Source organism: Arenibacter echinorum (assembly GCF_003259375.1).
GTDB classification, from domain to species: Bacteria; Bacteroidota; Bacteroidia; order Flavobacteriales; family Flavobacteriaceae; genus Arenibacter; species Arenibacter echinorum.
Map to the genome: position 1 here is coordinate 225,677 of NZ_QLLN01000005.1, position 16,978 is coordinate 242,654.

The window sequence follows — 16,978 nt, forward strand, 5'->3', positions numbered from 1 at the left end:
TTGACCTAGACATTATAAACACCAAACTGCGTCTTTAAAATGGCAAATTTGATAGTTCCACATTGCCTCCTGAGAGAATGACCCCCACCTTTTTATTTTTAAACTTTTCCCTTTCCTTTAACAAGGCAGCAAAGGGTACTGCACTAGATGGCTCTATCACCAATTTCATCCGCTCCCAAATTAATTTCATGGCAGCAATAATTTCGTCCTCCTCAACCCTAATGATATCAGAGACCAATTCCTTGATAATGGGAAAATTTATATCCCCTAAGTTAGTTTTAAGTCCGTCCGCTATAGTGTTCGCTGATATATTGTACTCTATTTTCCCGCTCTTAAAGGCTCTATAGGCGTCATCCACTTCCATTGGCTCACCACCTACGACCCTGCAATTATCCCCTAAATAATGGGCGGCCAATGCCGTACCCGCAAGGAGTCCACCACCTCCTACCGGACTCATAATATATTCCAGAACAGGTTGGTCCTGTAAAAGTTCCAAGGCCGCTGTACCTTGCCCCAAAATCACGTTCAGGTCATTGGACGGATGTAAAAAAACAGCTCCTTTTTCCGCAACAATGTTTGCTGCCGATTTTTCCCTGGCTTCCAAGGTAGGTTCCGTAATGGTAACCAACCCTCCATAAGCTTTCACGGCCTCAATTTTTACGGCCGGGGCACTTGAGGGCATTACTATATAGGCATTCACCCCCAAATTCTTGGCCGCCAAAGCCAAGGCCTGACCAAAATTTCCGGACGAATGGGTTACCACCCCAGCCTTTTTCTGGGCCTCACTTAATTGTTGGATGGCATTGATAGCACCCCGCATTTTAAAAGCACCCATTTTTTGAAGGTTCTCACATTTAAAGAAAACCTCCGCCCCAGCTAATTCATTCAGCAAACGGGAGGTGAGCACCGGTGTTCTATGAACAAAGGGTGCAACCCTGTTCCCTGCCTCAAGAACAATCTGCCTGCTAGGTATCATTGGCTATACGCTTCTAAGCTATTTAGAATTCTAGGCGAATAATCTTTAACCACATCGGCCATTGCCTTTATATGTTCGGGAGTGGTCCCACAACATCCACCAACTATATTCACCAAGCCTTTTTCGGCATATTCCTTTATCTGTGCTGCCATTTCCTCCGGTGTTTCATCATATTCCCCAAAAGCATTGGGCAAACCCGCATTGGGATGGGCAGAAACGGCGTGCTCCGTTTTACTGGAGAGCACCTCTAAATGTGGCACTAACTGACTAGCCCCTAAGGCACAGTTGAATCCTACGGACAAAATGGGTATATGGCTTATGGATATTAAAAAGGCTTCAGCAGTTTGGCCGGATAAGGTTCTACCCGAAGCATCGGTTATAGTACCGCTTACCATAATTGGAATATCTATATTTCGTTCTTCCTTCACCTCTTCAATGGCAAATAATGCAGCCTTGGCATTCAAGGTATCAAAAACTGTTTCCACCAACAAAATATCCACCCCTCCGTCCACAAGGGCTTCCACCTGTTGTTTATAAGCTAATCGTAATTCATCAAAAGATACCCCTCTGAAGCCCGGATCATTTACGTCCGGAGACATACTGGCCGTTTTGTTGGTAGGCCCAATACTCCCAGCTACAAAACGCGGCTTATTGGGTTCTTTGGCAGTAAACTCGTCCGCTACCGCTTTTGCTATTTTAGCCGACTCATAATTTAATTCGTAGACCAAACCTTCCATATGATAGTCTGCCATCGCAATGGTAGTACTGGAAAAAGTATTGGTTTCAACAATGTCGGCCCCAGCGGCAAAATACAGGCGGTGCACCTCGGCTATAGCTTCCGGCTGGGTAAGGGACAATAGGTCATTATTTCCCTGTAGGGGATGTTCCCAATCCTTAAATCGATCTCCCCTAAAATCTTCCTCAGTAAACTTATGCCGTTGAAGCATGGTCCCCATAGCACCATCCAACACCAAAATCCTTTCCTTGAGTACGTCCTGAATATTCTTCATATTACTTTTCAAAAATGTTTGCTCCCTATAGAACAAACAAAGATACCATCACATATGTCCCCAAACTATTTGGGACCACAAAATTAGAAAATTGACACCCGAAAACAAAGTATAACAACCCAGTTATCGGTATCAAAAAAATAAATAAAATCAAGTAAGGAAAAGTTTTGGACCTGCGTCTTTCTTTATGTTATCTATTCCCAAATGAAATTCCAGATAAACAGAATAAAACATAGGATTAGAACGTAGCACCTTCTTTATTCTTCGCGATAGTGACCGACTTCGAAAAAGGGTTGCTAAGGCTTCATCGGGTCTAGTCCCTCCGCCTTTCTTGATAACGTTTCAAATTGATAATGAACTGTCTGCAAAGTAACGCATCAGTGCCCTTAAAAGCAAGGAAACACTACTTTATTTTAATATTCTAAAATTTGAAATTCAGGAATCTTTTGTAAATATGAAACCTGCCAGATTTTAAGACCTGGCAGGCTATAAAGATTGGTCTAAAATGGTTATTAAGCCAAAATACTTTGAACTACTTCTTTTTTAGCTTCCTTCTTGCTACCGTCAAATCCTTCCACACCACCAACAGTGGTATATTTCATTACATAACGTTTTCCAGGATTGATCAACTGATATGCACTCTGACACATCACAGCAGCTTCATGGAACCCGGACAATATTAATTTAAGCTTTCCGGGATAGGTGTTTACATCCCCAATAGCATAAACCCCAGGAATATTGGTCTGATAATCGTAGGCATTGTTAACTTTAATAGCATTTTTCTCTATTTCAAGTCCCCAATCGCCGATTGGACCTAACTTTGGGGAAAGTCCGAACAATGGAATAAAATTATCCGCTTCCACATAGCTTTCGCCTTTGGTCTCATCATTATGCTTTACCACAACAGCTTCCAAATTATCGTCTCCGTACAACCTGACCACCTCAGCTTCGGTAAACAATTTAATCTTACCCAGTTTGGCCAAGTCAGCGGCTTTTTCTACTGAATCCAAAGCTCCCCTAAATTCATTTCTTCTGTGTACCAAAGATACTTCAGCAGCCACGTCGGAAAGGAATATTGCCCAATCCAAGGCAGAATCCCCACCTCCGGAAATAACCACTTTCTTATCCCTATAAACCTCAGGATCTTTAATAATATAAGCTACACCCTTATCCTCAAAATCTACCAAATTGGGAATCAATGGTTTTCTAGGCTCAAAAGATCCCAATCCACCGGCAATAACTACCACCGGAGCATGATGTTTTGTCCCTCTATTTGTAGTTACCACGAAGGATCCATCATCCAGTTTATCCAAAGTTTCGGCCCTCTCTCCCAAGGTGAACCCTGGTTCGAAGGGCTGAATTTGTTGCATCAGATTTTTAACCAAATCGCCGGCAAGAATTTCCGGGAATGCTGGAATATCATAAATAGGCTTCTTAGGATAAATTTCCGAACATTGGCCCCCAGGTTGAGGCAAAGCATCTATAAGATGCGTCTTCAATTTCAACAATCCCGCTTCAAAAACCGTGAACAACCCTGTTGGACCCGCTCCAATAATAAGTATATCTGTCTTTATCATACTACTTTGATTAATTCCTAATTTATAATTGCACCCTTGAATCCTAAACTAGCTTAGATAGGCACTTTTCTTTATTATTTATAACACCTCCTGGTGTACTTGTAATATCTCGGCATAATTCAATACTGCCGATCTGTGATTAACAACTTCTCCTACAACAATAATAGCGGGGTTGCTCAATTGGCACTGGACCACTATTTGTTCTATGGTACCTATGGTACCAATACCCAACTTTTCATCTTGACGAGTACCGTTTTGAATAATCGCAATGGGCATATCCGCCTTACCTTCCTGCTTAAATAGCTCAACTATCTCCGCTAGTTTTCCCATCCCCATCAATATTACTATGGTGGCATTGGATTTAGCTGCTAAAGCTACATCAGAAGATAATTTATGATCTTTGGTGGTCCCGGTAATCACCCAAAAACTTTCCGCCGCACCCCTTTTGGTGACTGGGATGTTTTGAGAAGCCGGCACAGCAACGGAGGATGAAATCCCTGGAACCATGGCTACTTTTATGCCTTTACTGGCCGCATATTCCATTTCTTCCGCCCCTCTTCCAAAAACAAAGGGATCCCCGCCTTTTAATCGGACTACATGCCCGTGGGTTTTGGCCCTACTAACAATAAGATCGTTTATTTGCTCTTGCTGATAGGCATAGCATCCTTTTCTTTTACCAACAAATATATGTTCGGCATTAGGTGCATAGTCCAATAAGGCAACGTCCACAAGGGCATCATACAATACCACGTCAGCCGCCTGCAAGGCTTTAATAGCCTTTAGCGTTATCAACTCCACATCGCCAGGTCCAGCTCCTACAACGGTCAACTGTCCATGGTTAATGGTTTCCTGATTGGAATCAGGAATTACCACTGCGGCACCAACGTGAATATCATTTACCTTATTTATCATTATTATACGTTTGTCAATTCTAATTTTCTGTAAGCTTCCACATTGGCCAAAAACTCCTCGGCATCCTTTACATAAGCTTTTGCAAAGGCTTCGGTAGGGGCATTCTGATTTAATTGAAGCACCATTTTCTCAAAGCTTTGATCCAAATTAAATTTTCCGGACGCCACAAACAACTCATCAAAATCCTTTATGATGCTGATATGGGTATTTACCTTGGTATTTTCGGCAGTCAATAAAGCCTTGGCCGTATTTACCATAGATGAATAGGAATGATAGATACTGGCTGCCCATTTCTCCTCTTCCAAATTCAGTTTTGCTGTTTCGATTTTTTCCTCACTGTCAAACAACAAAGTGGCTATTAAATCGATTACCACCCCGGCACATTCTCCTACACCAATGGCTTGTTCATATTTTTCCGAAGTACCCCAATCAATAAAATCGGATGCCGTTAGGTTATCCACATCTGACAAGGGCTTTAGAAAATCATAGAAATACATTTGACCCTTTTCCTCATAATATTCTACAAAAGGCTTTCCATTGCCGTTCGCATCATAATCATTTAAAATAAGTCTCAAAGATTCTGGTCCCCTCTTACTAGGTATCTTAATAACTTTATCTGCAAAGCGGCCATTTCCATCTCCTAAATTACCTCCTCCCAAGAGCACTTGAAGTGCTGGGGCTACCAATTTATCCTTTGTTCTCACGGACATTCCCTGAAAACCAATATTGGCCATATTGTGCTGGCCACAGGCGTTCATACAGCCACTTATTTTTATAACCACATCCGGGTTATCTATATAATGTGGGTATTCTGCCTTGATAACCCTTTCCAATTCATCAGCGATCCCCGTACTACTGGCAATACCCAAATTACAGGTATCCGTTCCTGGACAGGCGGTAATGTCCAATGCCGTATTGTATCCAACTTCGGCGAATCCCAATTTCTCCAATTCTTGATAAAAGAAGGGCACCAAGGATTCCTTAACATAAGGAATCAATATATTTTGTCTCAAGCTCAATCTAATTTCACTTGCCGCATATTTTTCCACTAAATCTGCCAATTGTCTGGCTTTCTCTATATAAAAATCCCCTAATAGCACTTTTACCCCAATGGCAACATATCCCTGTTGTTTTTGAGGAGCCAAGTTGGTCGATTTCCATTTTTCAAAAGCCTTTTGATCCTTAATAGTGACTTCAGGAGCATTATTCTTTGCAATATTTACCTTTGGATAAGCATCCGCATCTATTTCGTATGTTTGGACAGGTATTGCCAATTGCTCTTCTTCCAACAATTGCTTAAATCCGTCCAAACCAATATCCTTCAACAAGAATTTCATTCTTGCCTTTGCCCTACTTTTTCTTTCCCCAAAACGATCAAAAACACGAACTACTCCTTCCATTAGAGGAATGATCTTGTCTGTAGGAAGAAAAGAGTAGATTACATCCGCGTGGCGGGGCTGCGATCCCAATCCACCTCCCAATAGCACCTTAAAGCCTCTTACTCCATTTTCAATCTTGGCAATAAAGCCAAGGTCGTGCATGTATGAAAGACCAGTATCCTCGTCCGAGGCAGAAAAGGAAACTTTAAACTTCCTTCCCATTTCCTGACTAATAGGGTTTCTCAAAAAATATTGAAATAAGGCATGTGCATATGGGGAAACATCAAAAGGTTCGTTTACATCTATTCCGGCAGTTTCACTAGCCGTTACGTTACGAACCGTATTTCCACATGCTTCCCTGATCGTAATATCGTCCTGTTCCAACTGCGCCCATAATTCCGGAGTACGATTAATATCCACATAATGGATCTGAATATCCTGACGAGTAGTAATGTGAAGTCGACCCGTAGAGTATTCTTCCGAAACATCACAAATCCTCCTAAGTTGTTGGGAGCTAACCTTCCCATAAGGCAACTTAATACGTATCATTTGAACTCCGGGTTGTCTTTGACCATAAATTCCCCTGGCCAATCTTAGACTACGGAATTTCTCCTCGTCCAAACTACCGCCTTGAAATTCACGGATCTTAGCTTCCAATGCTATGATGTCCTGTTCTACAACCGGGTTTTCCACTTCTGTTCTGAAAGTCCGCATGCTACTTATATTTTTTATTCAAATTGATTATTAAATTCTTTTAAAACCTTTATCCCATAGGATTAATAGGTTAAATTGACAACAACTCCATCCCCTAGAGGTTGGAAGGTGGATTAATTTATAAATCCGACCCCGGCTGTTGTATTGGATTGATTATCTATTAGGATAAATGAGCCATTGGTTCTATGATTCTTGAAGGAATCATAAAAAATAGGCTTGTTCAGTCTAAAAGTAACCTGTGCAATATCGTTCATTCCCAAGGCATTGATAGTCGTATCGATGCCAGAGTAATCCGGATTAATCTTATGGTGAATGTTCTCGACCTTGGCCAAAACCTTGTTCACGCCGTGCTGTACCACATATTTGCTTCCCACGGTTAAATTTTGCGAATCCATCCATGAAACGGTGGCAGTAAATTGCTTGTCAATAGTAGGCAAATCACCTGCCTTCACCAACATATCTCCCCTACTCACATTGATCTCATCTTCCAAGGTAATGGTCACTGAAGAACGTCTGGTTGCTGTTTTATACTTCTTATCGTAAAAATAGATATCCTTGATCTTGGATCTGGTCATAGATGGCAATACCACTACTTCATCCCCAACACTTAGCTCACCACCATATACTTTTCCCGCAAATCCCCTAAAATCATGGAATTCATCTGTTTTGGGACGTATCACATACTGAACCGGGAATCTTGGGGTACCTACGTTATAAATATCCTTTCTATCCAATGCCTCAAAATGTTCCAAAAGAGTTTGTCCTTTATACCAAGCCATTTTCTCCGACCTGTTTACCACATTGTCACCCTTAAGTGCACTTACGGGAATAAAGGTTATTTTTTGGTCTTGGTAATCCCGTTTACTCATCAGCTCCTCAAAATCAGCTTTGATTTCATTGTATCTTTCCTCTGAATAATCAACCAAGTCCATTTTATTAATGGCTACGATAACATCTTTGATCCTCAATAAATTATTGATAAAAAAGTGCCTATTGGTCTGCTCTATCACTCCTTTTCTTGCGTCGATCAAAATAATAGCTGCTTGGGAGGTAGACGCACCGGTAACCATGTTACGGGTATATTCTACATGACCAGGAGTATCCGCAATGATATAACTCTTATTGGGGGTAGAGAAATAGATATGAGCTACATCTATTGTAATGCCTTGTTCCCTTTCCGCAACTAAACCATCAGTGGCCAAAGAGAAATCAAGATAGTCATATCCTTTTTGTTTAGACGTTTTTTCAATGGCTTCCAACTTATCATCGGTCAGCGATTTGGTATCATACAGCAATCTTCCGATCAAGGTACTTTTACCGTCATCTACACTTCCTGCTGTTGCTATTTTTAGTACTTCCATTTCTTTTGTATTTTGTATTGGGCTTTGGATTATGTTGACATTTATTTTAATTGTCAACCTGCTTCAAATGCCGGCTTTAAAAGTATCCTTGTTGTTTTCTTTTCTCCATTGCGGCTTCGGAACGCTTATCATCTATCCTTGCTCCCCTTTCGGAAATCTTGGATTCCCTAATTTCACCAACTACCTTTTCAATGGTATCTGCATGGGAAAGTACCGCGGAAGTACAACTCATATCCCCTACAGTTCTAAAACGAACCATACGCTCCTCCACTTTTTCATCTTCAGCACGGAAAACCACATCATCTTCTGCAGACCATATAAATCCGTCCCTAAGGAATATCTTTCTCTTGTGGGCAAAATAGATGGAAGGTATTTCTATGTCCTCTTTTTGGATATAGCTCCAAACATCCAATTCCGTCCAGTTACTTATTGGAAAAACCCTTACGTTCTGTCCTAACTCAATCTGACCATTCAACATGTCGAACAACTCTGGACGCTGGTTTTTTTCGTCCCACTGACCAAAATCGTCACGAACGGAGAAGATACGTTCTTTGGCACGTGCCTTTTCCTCATCCCTTCTTGCTCCACCAATACAGGCATCAAACTTAAATTCCTCTATGGCATCCAACAATGTGGTAGTCTGCAGCATATTCCTACTGGAGTATTTGCCCGTTTCCTCAATAACTTTACCTTGATCTATGGAATCCTGAACATTACGAACAATTAACTCCACTCCCAATTCCTTGACCAACTTATCCCTAAAGGCAATGGTCTCCGGAAAATTATGCCCAGTATCTATATGCATTAAAGGGAAAGGTATCTTAGCCGGAAAAAAGGCCTTCTGCGCCAATCTCACCAAAGTAATGGAATCTTTACCTCCTGAAAACAGCAACACTGGCTTTTCAAACTGCGCCGCAACTTCCCTTAAAATATAAATAGCTTCGTTCTCCAAAGCATTATTGTTCAATACTTCCAATTCATTCGATTCGTTCACGCCTACTAATGTTTCCAATTCTGATTCTACAATGCTCACGATAATTCTGTATTTAACTGGCTTCCCATAAAGGAATCATTCACCAATTGTTAATATTCTTTTCTTAGGTATGCAATCCACATTCCCGGTTTTCCAAAACCTTGGTGGGATCAAAATATTTATGTTCATTGGGCAAATTCCTATCCTTGAGATAAGCATCCAACTGACTATCATTATAATGGTAAAAAGGACTCACCTTCAAAACCCCGTCCCTACTTAAACTTAAAATATCCAAAGAATCCCTTAACGCTGTTTGACCTTGTCTTAGGTTTGTAAACCAAACATCTGGCTTATGCTCCTCCATGGCCCTTCTAAACGGCTCCAACTTTACCTGCTCCGTAAAAAGCTGATGCCTGGGATCATCTATCCCCGGAATTCCCATGATAGCATCCCTATGTGAGGAAGTTTGTTTGGGAACATATAATTTTACATTCAAATGTAATCTTGCAATTAGCTCTTCCGCATGTTTGTAGGTATTAGGGGTATTATAACCCGTATCGCACCAAACAACAGGAATATGAGGGGAAACATCCGTCACTGCATGTAAAATAGCCACTTCATATGGACGAAAATTTGTGGTTACCAAAGGCTTCTCTGCTGACTGTATTGCCCAAGAAATTATTTCTTCTGGTGGTATACCTTTAAATTGTTGGTTTAATTTGTGTATTTGTTCATCTGTATATGCCATTGTCCTCAATTCTATAATTACTTTGAATTTTGCCTTTTTATTTTCCCCAATTAATCTTGTTCCAGATTCTTTCATGAAAGAAATACAACACCATCTTAGTAAACAACTCTACTACTCCTATTGAAAATGCAACTGACAATGTCCCTGTAACGATCCAAGAAATAAGAATGGTGTCCAAGGTTCCAATAATTCTCCAACTAATAGATTTAGCAATACTCCTTTTAGGATTTTCGGAAGACTTATCCGCCTTATAGCTTTTAGTTACAGTACTTGAATTATTATTTGCAATTAATTGTTCAGCAATCATATGACAAAAAACTTAAATTTATTACCCTATCGATTTAATAGAGTAAGCAAAAATAGAAATAATTTGCAAACTACAATAAAAAAATAAAGTTAAAATTCAACTTACCCTATAAATTTAGTAGATTAATAAAAAATCTCCTTAAAATTTAAAGATAATTAATGCTTTGGAATAGAATTAACAGTTATAATGGTAGCCTTAAACCCTTAGGGCACTAGATCGGCCAGGGTATTGTTTCGGAAGACCTCCAGGGTACTGTCCCTGACCTGTAGCATTAATTTATGCACAGAACAACTGGCCTCGTCGGGACAATCCTCACATTTCTCGTAGAAGTTTAAACTTACACAGGGCACCATAGCTATTGGACCTTCCAACACCCTCATGACAGTGGTCATCGGTATATCCTTGGGTTCTTTAATAAGGTAATAGCCTCCACCCTTTCCTTTTTTGGAACCCAGAAGTCCTGTTTTTCTCAACGTGAGAAGTATACTCTCCAGAAACTTTTGGGAAATGTTCTCATGTTTGGCTATTTCAGAAATCTGAACAGGAGCGCGTCCTTTTTGAGCTGCCAAGAAGGTTAGTGCCTTTAGTCCGTATTTTGTTTTTTTGGAAAGCATGCAGCGAAGATAAGGAAAATTAACATTCCCAATAAGGCCCGGCACAATTTTACAAAAACAGGTCTGGCACAACCAAAAGCAGGCTAAAAGACCGCTTATCCCAGTGCTTGTTCAATATCTGCTATGATATCATCTATATGCTCCAAGCCCACAGAAACCCGTACCATACCATCTGTAATTCCGGATGCCAATCTTTCCTCCACGGACAATTTACTGTGCGTGGTAGACGCCGGGTGTGTGACTATACTTCTTGAGTCCCCCAAATTAGCGGACAATGACAACATTTTTATAGCGTTGAAGAATTTTTGTCCGGCTTCAACCCCTCCCTTTACTTCAAAAGCCACAACGCAGCCCCCTGCCTTCATCTGTTTCTTAGCCACTTCGTATTTGGGATGCGATTTTAAAAATGGATACTTCACCCAATTCACCTGAGGGTGACTTTCCAGGAATTCGGCCAGTTTTAGTGCGTTGTCACAATGCTTATCTACTCTGAGCGATAAAGTTTCCAAACTTTTGGATAGTACCCAAGCATTGAAAGGCGATAAAGAAGGTCCTGTAATCCGGGAAAAACGATATACTTTATCTATCAAAGCCTTGCTACCCACTGTAATACCTGCCAACACCCTTCCTTGACCGTCCATTAATTTTGTTCCAGAATGGATGACCAAATCGGCCCCATACTTAATAGGCTGCTGCAAATAGGGGGAAGCAAAACAATTATCTATAATATAAATTAAATTGTGTTTTTTGGCAAACTTGCCCAATACCTCCAGGTCCAAAACATCAACTCCCGGATTGGTAGGAGTTTCCGCATAGATAATTTTAGTTTTTGGAGTGAGCAGTTCCTCCAATTTATCCAGCTCATCTATCTTAAAATAGCTGGTTGAAACATTCCATTTTGGAAAAAACTGAGTAAACAAACTATGGGTAGACCCGAATATACTTCTAGAAGAAATAATGTGATCCCCACTGTCCAACAGAGCAGCAAAAGTTGAAAACACGGCCGCCATACCTGATGCAAAGGCAAAACCATCCTCGGCCCCTTCCATCTTGCAAACCTTTTCTATAAACTCGCTTGAATTGGGATTGCTATACCTTGAATATATATTTCTTTCCTTTTCTTCCGCGAAGGAGGCTCGCATATCTTCAGCATCCTCGAAAATAAAACTAGAGGTTAAATACAAAGGTGTGGAATGCTCCAAAAATTGGGTGCGTTCCGTTTGGGTGCGTATTGCTTCCGTTTCAAATTTAAATTTCTTCTTCATTATTTCTGATCTATCTAATTCTTCTGTTATCTCTTCCCAAAAATGTATAATTTCGATTTCGACTACGCCTATCTACAGCATTCCCGGTGGCTGAGCCGAGCCGAAGCCACATATAAACTTATTTCTATTCAAATTTATCTGATTTCGACTACGCCTATCTACCGATAGGCAAACTCAATCTCCAAATCCCATCGTTGGCTTAGCGGAGCCGAAACCCCAAAATTTACCCTTTTTCCGCAATACGTAATATATCCCCAAACACACCCCTGGCCGTTACTGCCGCTCCGGCACCTGCACCTTGGATAACCAAAGGATGTTGCCCATAAGACTCCGTATATATTTCTATTATGGAATCGGAACCTTTTATCTGTCCTAGTGCACTTTCTTTGGGAACCGAGATCAATTTTACCTCTAATTTTCCTTTTTCCTTTTGCAGGTCTCCTGATAGATCTCCTACGTAACGCAGTACATGACCTGGTTTTTGGGCTTTCTTTATCTTACTAAACTTATCATCCAAGATATCCAATCGCTCCAAAAAGCTCTTTACGTCACCATCTTGCAGCGACTCGGGGATTAAGTTTTCAATTAAAATATCCGAAAACTCATTGCTTAAATCCAGTTCCCTGGCCAAAATCAGCAATTTTCTCCCTACATCATTACCGGAAAGATCTTCGCGGGGATCCGGTTCTGTATACCCCAATTCCATAGCTTCTTTTAGAATTACGGAGAATAAGGCATCCTTTTCCGAAAAAGTGTTGAAAATATAGCTTAAGGATCCAGAGAACACTCCTTTTATCCTTGTAATATTCTCTCCTGAAAGATGTAACAATTTAATGGTGTCTATCAACGGTAAACCCGCACCAACATTGGTTTCATATAAATATTGTTTTTGATGTTTGGCAAGTTCCTCCCTAAGCAACTGGTAATAATCGAAGCGCAAGGTATTGGCAATCTTATTGGACGACACCAAATCAAAACCGTTATCCACAAAATCAAAATAGGAGGCCACAAATTCCTCATTGGCAGTATTGTCTACCGCAATAAGGTTCTCCAAATGATTATCCTTGGCATATTTAAATATATCGTTTAATTTATAGGGTACTGCCTTGGTCTCCATGGAACTTTTCCAATTTTTGGAAATACCATTTTTATTCAAAAGCACCTTTTTAGAATTGGCAACTGCAAAAACATTGATATTGATGCCCTTCCTTTTCTCTATGGTCTTATTGGATTTAAGAATTTGATCAATGAGGGTACCCCCCACATTTCCATGACCAAAAATAGCCAAATTTACTTTTTTACTTATCCCGAAAATCTGACCATGCACTACATTAAGGGCCTTGTGCAGATCGGATTTTTTAACGACCAAACTCACATTCTTGCCCGAAATAGTATTGTTGAACAACAAAGGAACTACCTGGTTCTTTATAAGAGCATTAAAAGGCTTATGGAAGGTACTCAAATCCTGTCCAACAATGGAAATAACCGATACTTGGTCCACCACCGTAATATTATTGATGTCCTGCAATTTAAAATCGGTTTGAAATTCCTCTTCCAAAGAAGATTTTGCCAAAGCCGCATTTTTGGCGTCGACCACCAAACCAATGCCTCTTTCCGATGACCCCTGGGAAATTATACTTACACTTATGTTATTATTGCCCATTGTCCTAAAGATACGGGCATCTACCCCCACCTTGCCCAATAAACCACGACCTTCCAAATTGATCAGGGCCATGTTTTCAATAACGGATAAGGATTTTATACCTTCCTTACTGGTCTTGGCACTGATTAAAGTTCCTTCATTATCGTTGTTGAAGGTATTTAGGATGCGCAGTGGAATATTCTTTTCTATTAGGGGGATAATTGTTTTTGCGTGCAAAATATTGGTGCCAAAATTCGCCAACTCGTTCGCTTCACTATAGGAAAGTTCCGAGATTCTTTTGGCCTCCGTGACCAAATCAGGATTGGCCGTAAAAATACCGTCCACATGGGTATAGTTCTGCAATTCCTCGGCATTGAGGTAGTTGGCCAATAAGGCAGCGGAATAATTGCTCCCATTTCTACCCAAAGTGGTAGTTTCGTTAAGTTCATTGGAGGCAATAAAACCGGTGGTTACCGCTACGGCATCCAGATCCAATTTCCCAAATTCACCTTTTACATTTTCCTTGGACAAGGTCTCCAAGACCTTTGCATCCCCAAAGTTGGAATCTGTTTTAATGAGCTGTCTGGAATCAATAAACTTGGCATTGACACCTTTCCCTATAAGTAATTTGGTTACCAATTTTGCAGAGAGCAATTCTCCATAAGCCAAAACTTGGTCCTTTATTTTAGGGCTATAATCTCCCAAAAGCGCTACACCTTCAAACAGCTTTACCAATCCCTTAAATTCCTCCGAGAGATTTACATTACCATAAGCGTGTTGTTGATATTTTTCAAATTCTTCAAAATCCTTTACATAATCCAACCCCTTGGCCGCTTTGTCCAGCATCGCTTCCAATTCGTCCGTAGCCTTGTTCCTGGCCGAAACCACTACGGCAATATTTTCACCATCGGCAACCTTGTCTGTAATTATCTGAAGTACCGTATCCAACCCCTCTCCATTGGCCAATGACTTGCCACCAAATTTTAGGACCTTGACTTTTTTAGATCTTCCATTACGCTCAAAAACTCCCTTTAGCAACTCCTCCATTTGATTGAATTCTATCAAGAAGGCATCATGCCCATGCAAGGAATGAATTTCCCCATAGGTTACATTACTGTTGGCCTGGGCCAATTTCTTAAAAGTATCTTTGTTTTCCTGGGCCGTAAAAAAAAGGTCGGAATCTACCCCAATAATATGGATATTGGTATCACTATTCTGAAGATTAATAAATGCCTCTTCCCCATTTCTATTGATATCAATTGTCTTAAGCAGCTGATTCATTAGTTTGTAGGCAGACAATTGAAATCGCTCCTGTAATTTTTTACCGTGGTGCGTTAGCCAACTCTCCACATTAAAGACTTTCAGCTCCTCATTGGTGCTTCTTTTAAAGCGCTCCTTAAAGGATTCCGGTGTCCTATAACAGAGCATGGCATGCATACGTGCATCATGCACTGGCTGCTTGGAGTTTATTAAAAACTGTTCCTGAATCTGGCAATTGGCAATAAGCCAGTCCGTAGACTTCCAATCAGATGCTACCGGAATAAGATGTTCCGTTAAATGAGGATCGATGGCCGCCATTTCCCAAGCGATACCTCCACCTAAAGAACCCCCTATAAGCGCATATAACTTACTTATTTTTAAGGCCTCCAATCCCAGAAGGAAAATTTTGGCAATGTCCTTTGCAACAAAATCCTTATAATTATCTATCACAAACCCGTCATACCCGTTTCCTGGTATATTAAAGCAAAGAATGGTGTACTTCTTGGTGTCAATACATTTGCCCTCTCCTATCAATGTTGTCCACCAACCATGTTCGCCCGCTACATTGGAATTACCTGTAAGGGCATGGTTCACCATTATAATTGGCGCGGTATGCAAGGGTTGGCCAAAGATCTCGTAGGACAAATTAATATCCAAAGTTTTGCCACTATAGGTAATGTATTTATTTATTGAAAGATGATGTAACATAGGTTGTTTGAACTAGTAAATTTCTTGAAAGAACTTGGTCATTGATTATATAATGACAAGGGAGTGCATTGATATTTCACAAATTAATTGCTGCACTCCCCTATCACTTTATTATTGACTTTAAAAGGAAATAATATAATTGTTACGCTAAAACAGATTTATCAATGACTGAAAATGCCTGCACCAAATCGGCTTTTATATCTTCAATGTCCTCCAAACCTACACATAAACGTATTAGGTCTTTTGTTACACCGGTAGTCTGTTGTGCTTCGTCATCCAATTGTTGGTGTGTAGTACTCGCAGGGTGAATAATTAAAGACTTGGTATCCCCAATATTTGCCAATAAGGAAAATAGCTTGGTTTCATCTACCACCTTTTTGGCCGATTCGTAGCCTCCTTTAACCCCGAAAGTAACTATTCCACTTTGTCCGTTTGGAAGGTACTTCTTAGCCAAGGAATAATAGGGGCTGGATGAAAGGCCAGGATAGTTTACCCATGCCACTTCCTTTCTACCCTCTAACCATTTAGCCAATTCCAAAGCATTTTCACTGTGTTTCTTGATACGAAGTTCCAATGTTTCCAAACCTTGAATAATCTGAAAGGCATTAAATGGGCTCAAGGCAGCACCAAGATCCCTTAAACCTTCAATTCTCACTTTTGCAATAAAGGCCGCTGCACCCAAGACATCGTGATAAACCAAACCGTGGTATCCAGCAGATGGCTCTGTAAACTCAGGGAATTTACCACTGCTCCAATCGAAAGTACCAGCATCTATTATGACACCTCCCATAGAAGTACCATTACCATTGATATATTTTGTAAGGGAATGTATTACGATGTTTGCTCCGTGTTCAATTGGTTTTATCAAAGCACTTGTGGCAACCGTATTATCGACTATAAAAGGAATTTTGGCTTTTTTGGCCACTTCGGATATTGCCTTCAAATCCAGTACGTCCAATTTTGGATTCCCAAGGGATTCTACAAAAATTGCTCTGGTATTTTCCTGAATAGCATTGGCAAAATTCTCCTCGTCCCCTGGCTCAACAAAGGTGGTGGTAATTCCCAATCTAGGCAAAGTCACTGCCAACAGATTATAGGTGCCTCCATAAAGGCTACTGGAAGCCACAATATGATCCCCCGTTCTAAGCAAAACCAACAAAGCAGTAGAAATGGCTGCCGTACCGGATGCGGTAACCACACTGGCAAGACCACCTTCCAAAGCCGCCAAACGCTGCTCTAAAATGTCATTGGTAGGATTGTTCAGCCTGGTATAAATAAAGCCAGGTTCTGATAAATTAAAAAGATTGGCCGCATGGTCCGTATTATTAAATACATAAGCGGTATTCTGATAAATAGGTACGGCCCTGGTGCCAGCTGTTAATTTTGTGTCATGTCCGGCATGCAAAGCGTTTGTTGAAAATTTTTGAGTACTCATGATTTCTTGTTTTTTTATATTATTAAAATAGATAAAATAAAAAGCCAAAACAAATAATGCGGACAGTGCAATATTATAAAATCAAAAAGTTAAAAAG

At 40.5% G+C, this 16,978-nt stretch carries 13 protein-coding genes and 1 riboswitch; all 13 genes read right to left on the reverse strand.

Annotated elements, in window-relative coordinates; genetic code table 11:
* Positions 1 to 34: 34 nt before the first annotated feature.
* Positions 35 to 976, reverse strand: coding sequence for a pyridoxal-phosphate dependent enzyme (locus LV92_RS14290; protein ID WP_111624317.1), 942 nt, complete (start codon positions 974 to 976; stop codon positions 35 to 37).
* Positions 973 to 1,986, reverse strand: coding sequence for a homocysteine S-methyltransferase family protein (locus LV92_RS14295; protein WP_111624318.1), 1,014 nt, complete (start codon positions 1,984 to 1,986; stop codon positions 973 to 975). The genes LV92_RS14290 and LV92_RS14295 overlap by 4 nt, the downstream gene beginning before the upstream one ends.
* 187 nt (positions 1,987 to 2,173) lie before the next feature.
* Positions 2,174 to 2,327, reverse strand: a riboswitch (SAM riboswitch).
* 171 nt (positions 2,328 to 2,498) lie between these two features.
* Entirely contained in the window at positions 2,499 to 3,563 is a 1,065-nt protein-coding gene (locus LV92_RS14300) for an NAD(P)/FAD-dependent oxidoreductase (protein ID WP_111624319.1), read from the reverse strand.
* 78 nt (positions 3,564 to 3,641) lie between these two features.
* On the reverse strand, positions 3,642 to 4,475 hold the full coding sequence (cobA, locus tag LV92_RS14305) for a uroporphyrinogen-III C-methyltransferase (protein WP_111624320.1): 834 nt from the start codon (positions 4,473 to 4,475) through the stop codon (positions 3,642 to 3,644).
* 2 nt (positions 4,476 to 4,477) lie between these two features.
* The gene (locus LV92_RS14310) at positions 4,478 to 6,568 is read right to left on the reverse strand and encodes a HEPN domain-containing protein (RefSeq protein WP_111624321.1); all 2,091 of its coding nucleotides are present in this window, start codon (positions 6,566 to 6,568) and stop codon (positions 4,478 to 4,480) included.
* 113 nt (positions 6,569 to 6,681) lie between these two features.
* A complete protein-coding gene (locus LV92_RS14315; protein ID WP_111624516.1) occupies positions 6,682 to 7,929 on the reverse strand; it encodes a sulfate adenylyltransferase subunit 1 in 1,248 nt (415 codons plus the stop codon).
* Between the two features lie 76 nt (positions 7,930 to 8,005).
* A complete protein-coding gene (gene cysD, locus LV92_RS14320; protein ID WP_111624517.1) occupies positions 8,006 to 8,905 on the reverse strand; it encodes a sulfate adenylyltransferase subunit CysD in 900 nt (299 codons plus the stop codon).
* A gap of 121 nt (positions 8,906 to 9,026) precedes the next feature.
* Positions 9,027 to 9,650: a phosphoadenosine phosphosulfate reductase domain-containing protein gene (locus tag LV92_RS14325; RefSeq protein ID WP_111624518.1), complete on the reverse strand. Its 624-nt coding sequence runs from the start codon at positions 9,648 to 9,650 to the stop codon at positions 9,027 to 9,029.
* 37 nt (positions 9,651 to 9,687) lie between these two features.
* Positions 9,688 to 9,957 (reverse strand): DUF2061 domain-containing protein, encoded by a 270-nt coding sequence (locus LV92_RS14330; RefSeq protein ID WP_111624322.1) that lies wholly within the window; start codon positions 9,955 to 9,957, stop codon positions 9,688 to 9,690.
* 203 nt (positions 9,958 to 10,160) lie between these two features.
* Complete coding sequence (locus tag LV92_RS14335) at positions 10,161 to 10,571, reverse strand: RrF2 family transcriptional regulator (protein ID WP_111624323.1); 411 nt, start codon at positions 10,569 to 10,571, stop codon at positions 10,161 to 10,163.
* A gap of 95 nt (positions 10,572 to 10,666) precedes the next feature.
* A complete protein-coding gene (locus LV92_RS14340; RefSeq protein ID WP_111624324.1) occupies positions 10,667 to 11,836 on the reverse strand; it encodes a trans-sulfuration enzyme family protein in 1,170 nt (389 codons plus the stop codon).
* A gap of 223 nt (positions 11,837 to 12,059) precedes the next feature.
* Positions 12,060 to 15,446 (reverse strand): bifunctional aspartate kinase/homoserine dehydrogenase I, encoded by a 3,387-nt coding sequence (gene thrA / locus LV92_RS14345; RefSeq protein WP_111624325.1) that lies wholly within the window; start codon positions 15,444 to 15,446, stop codon positions 12,060 to 12,062.
* A gap of 142 nt (positions 15,447 to 15,588) precedes the next feature.
* Complete coding sequence (locus LV92_RS14350; RefSeq protein ID WP_111624519.1) at positions 15,589 to 16,881, reverse strand: O-acetylhomoserine aminocarboxypropyltransferase/cysteine synthase family protein; 1,293 nt, start codon at positions 16,879 to 16,881, stop codon at positions 15,589 to 15,591.
* Between the last annotated feature and the right edge of the window lie 97 nt (positions 16,882 to 16,978).

What these genes read in the sequence shown, in the direction of transcription:
- LV92_RS14315 (WP_111624516.1), bottom strand. Translation starts at nt 7,929, where the DNA reads ATGGAAGTACTAAAAATAGCAACAGCAGGAAGTGTAGATGACGGTAAA.
- cobA (WP_111624320.1), bottom strand. Translation starts at nt 4,475, where the DNA reads ATGATAAATAAGGTAAATGATATTCACGTTGGTGCCGCAGTGGTAATT.
- LV92_RS14335 (WP_111624323.1), bottom strand. Translation starts at nt 10,571, where the DNA reads ATGCTTTCCAAAAAAACAAAATACGGACTAAAGGCACTAACCTTCTTG.
- thrA (WP_111624325.1), bottom strand. Translation starts at nt 15,446, where the DNA reads ATGTTACATCATCTTTCAATAAATAAATACATTACCTATAGTGGCAAA.
- LV92_RS14340 (WP_111624324.1), bottom strand. Translation starts at nt 11,836, where the DNA reads ATGAAGAAGAAATTTAAATTTGAAACGGAAGCAATACGCACCCAAACG.
- LV92_RS14290 (WP_111624317.1), bottom strand. Translation starts at nt 976, where the DNA reads ATGATACCTAGCAGGCAGATTGTTCTTGAGGCAGGGAACAGGGTTGCA.
- LV92_RS14310 (WP_111624321.1), bottom strand. Translation starts at nt 6,568, where the DNA reads ATGCGGACTTTCAGAACAGAAGTGGAAAACCCGGTTGTAGAACAGGAC.
- LV92_RS14325 (WP_111624518.1), bottom strand. Translation starts at nt 9,650, where the DNA reads ATGGCATATACAGATGAACAAATACACAAATTAAACCAACAATTTAAA.
- LV92_RS14350 (WP_111624519.1), bottom strand. Translation starts at nt 16,881, where the DNA reads ATGAGTACTCAAAAATTTTCAACAAACGCTTTGCATGCCGGACATGAC.
- LV92_RS14295 (WP_111624318.1), bottom strand. Translation starts at nt 1,986, where the DNA reads ATGAAGAATATTCAGGACGTACTCAAGGAAAGGATTTTGGTGTTGGAT.
- LV92_RS14300 (WP_111624319.1), bottom strand. Translation starts at nt 3,563, where the DNA reads ATGATAAAGACAGATATACTTATTATTGGAGCGGGTCCAACAGGGTTG.
- LV92_RS14330 (WP_111624322.1), bottom strand. Translation starts at nt 9,957, where the DNA reads ATGATTGCTGAACAATTAATTGCAAATAATAATTCAAGTACTGTAACT.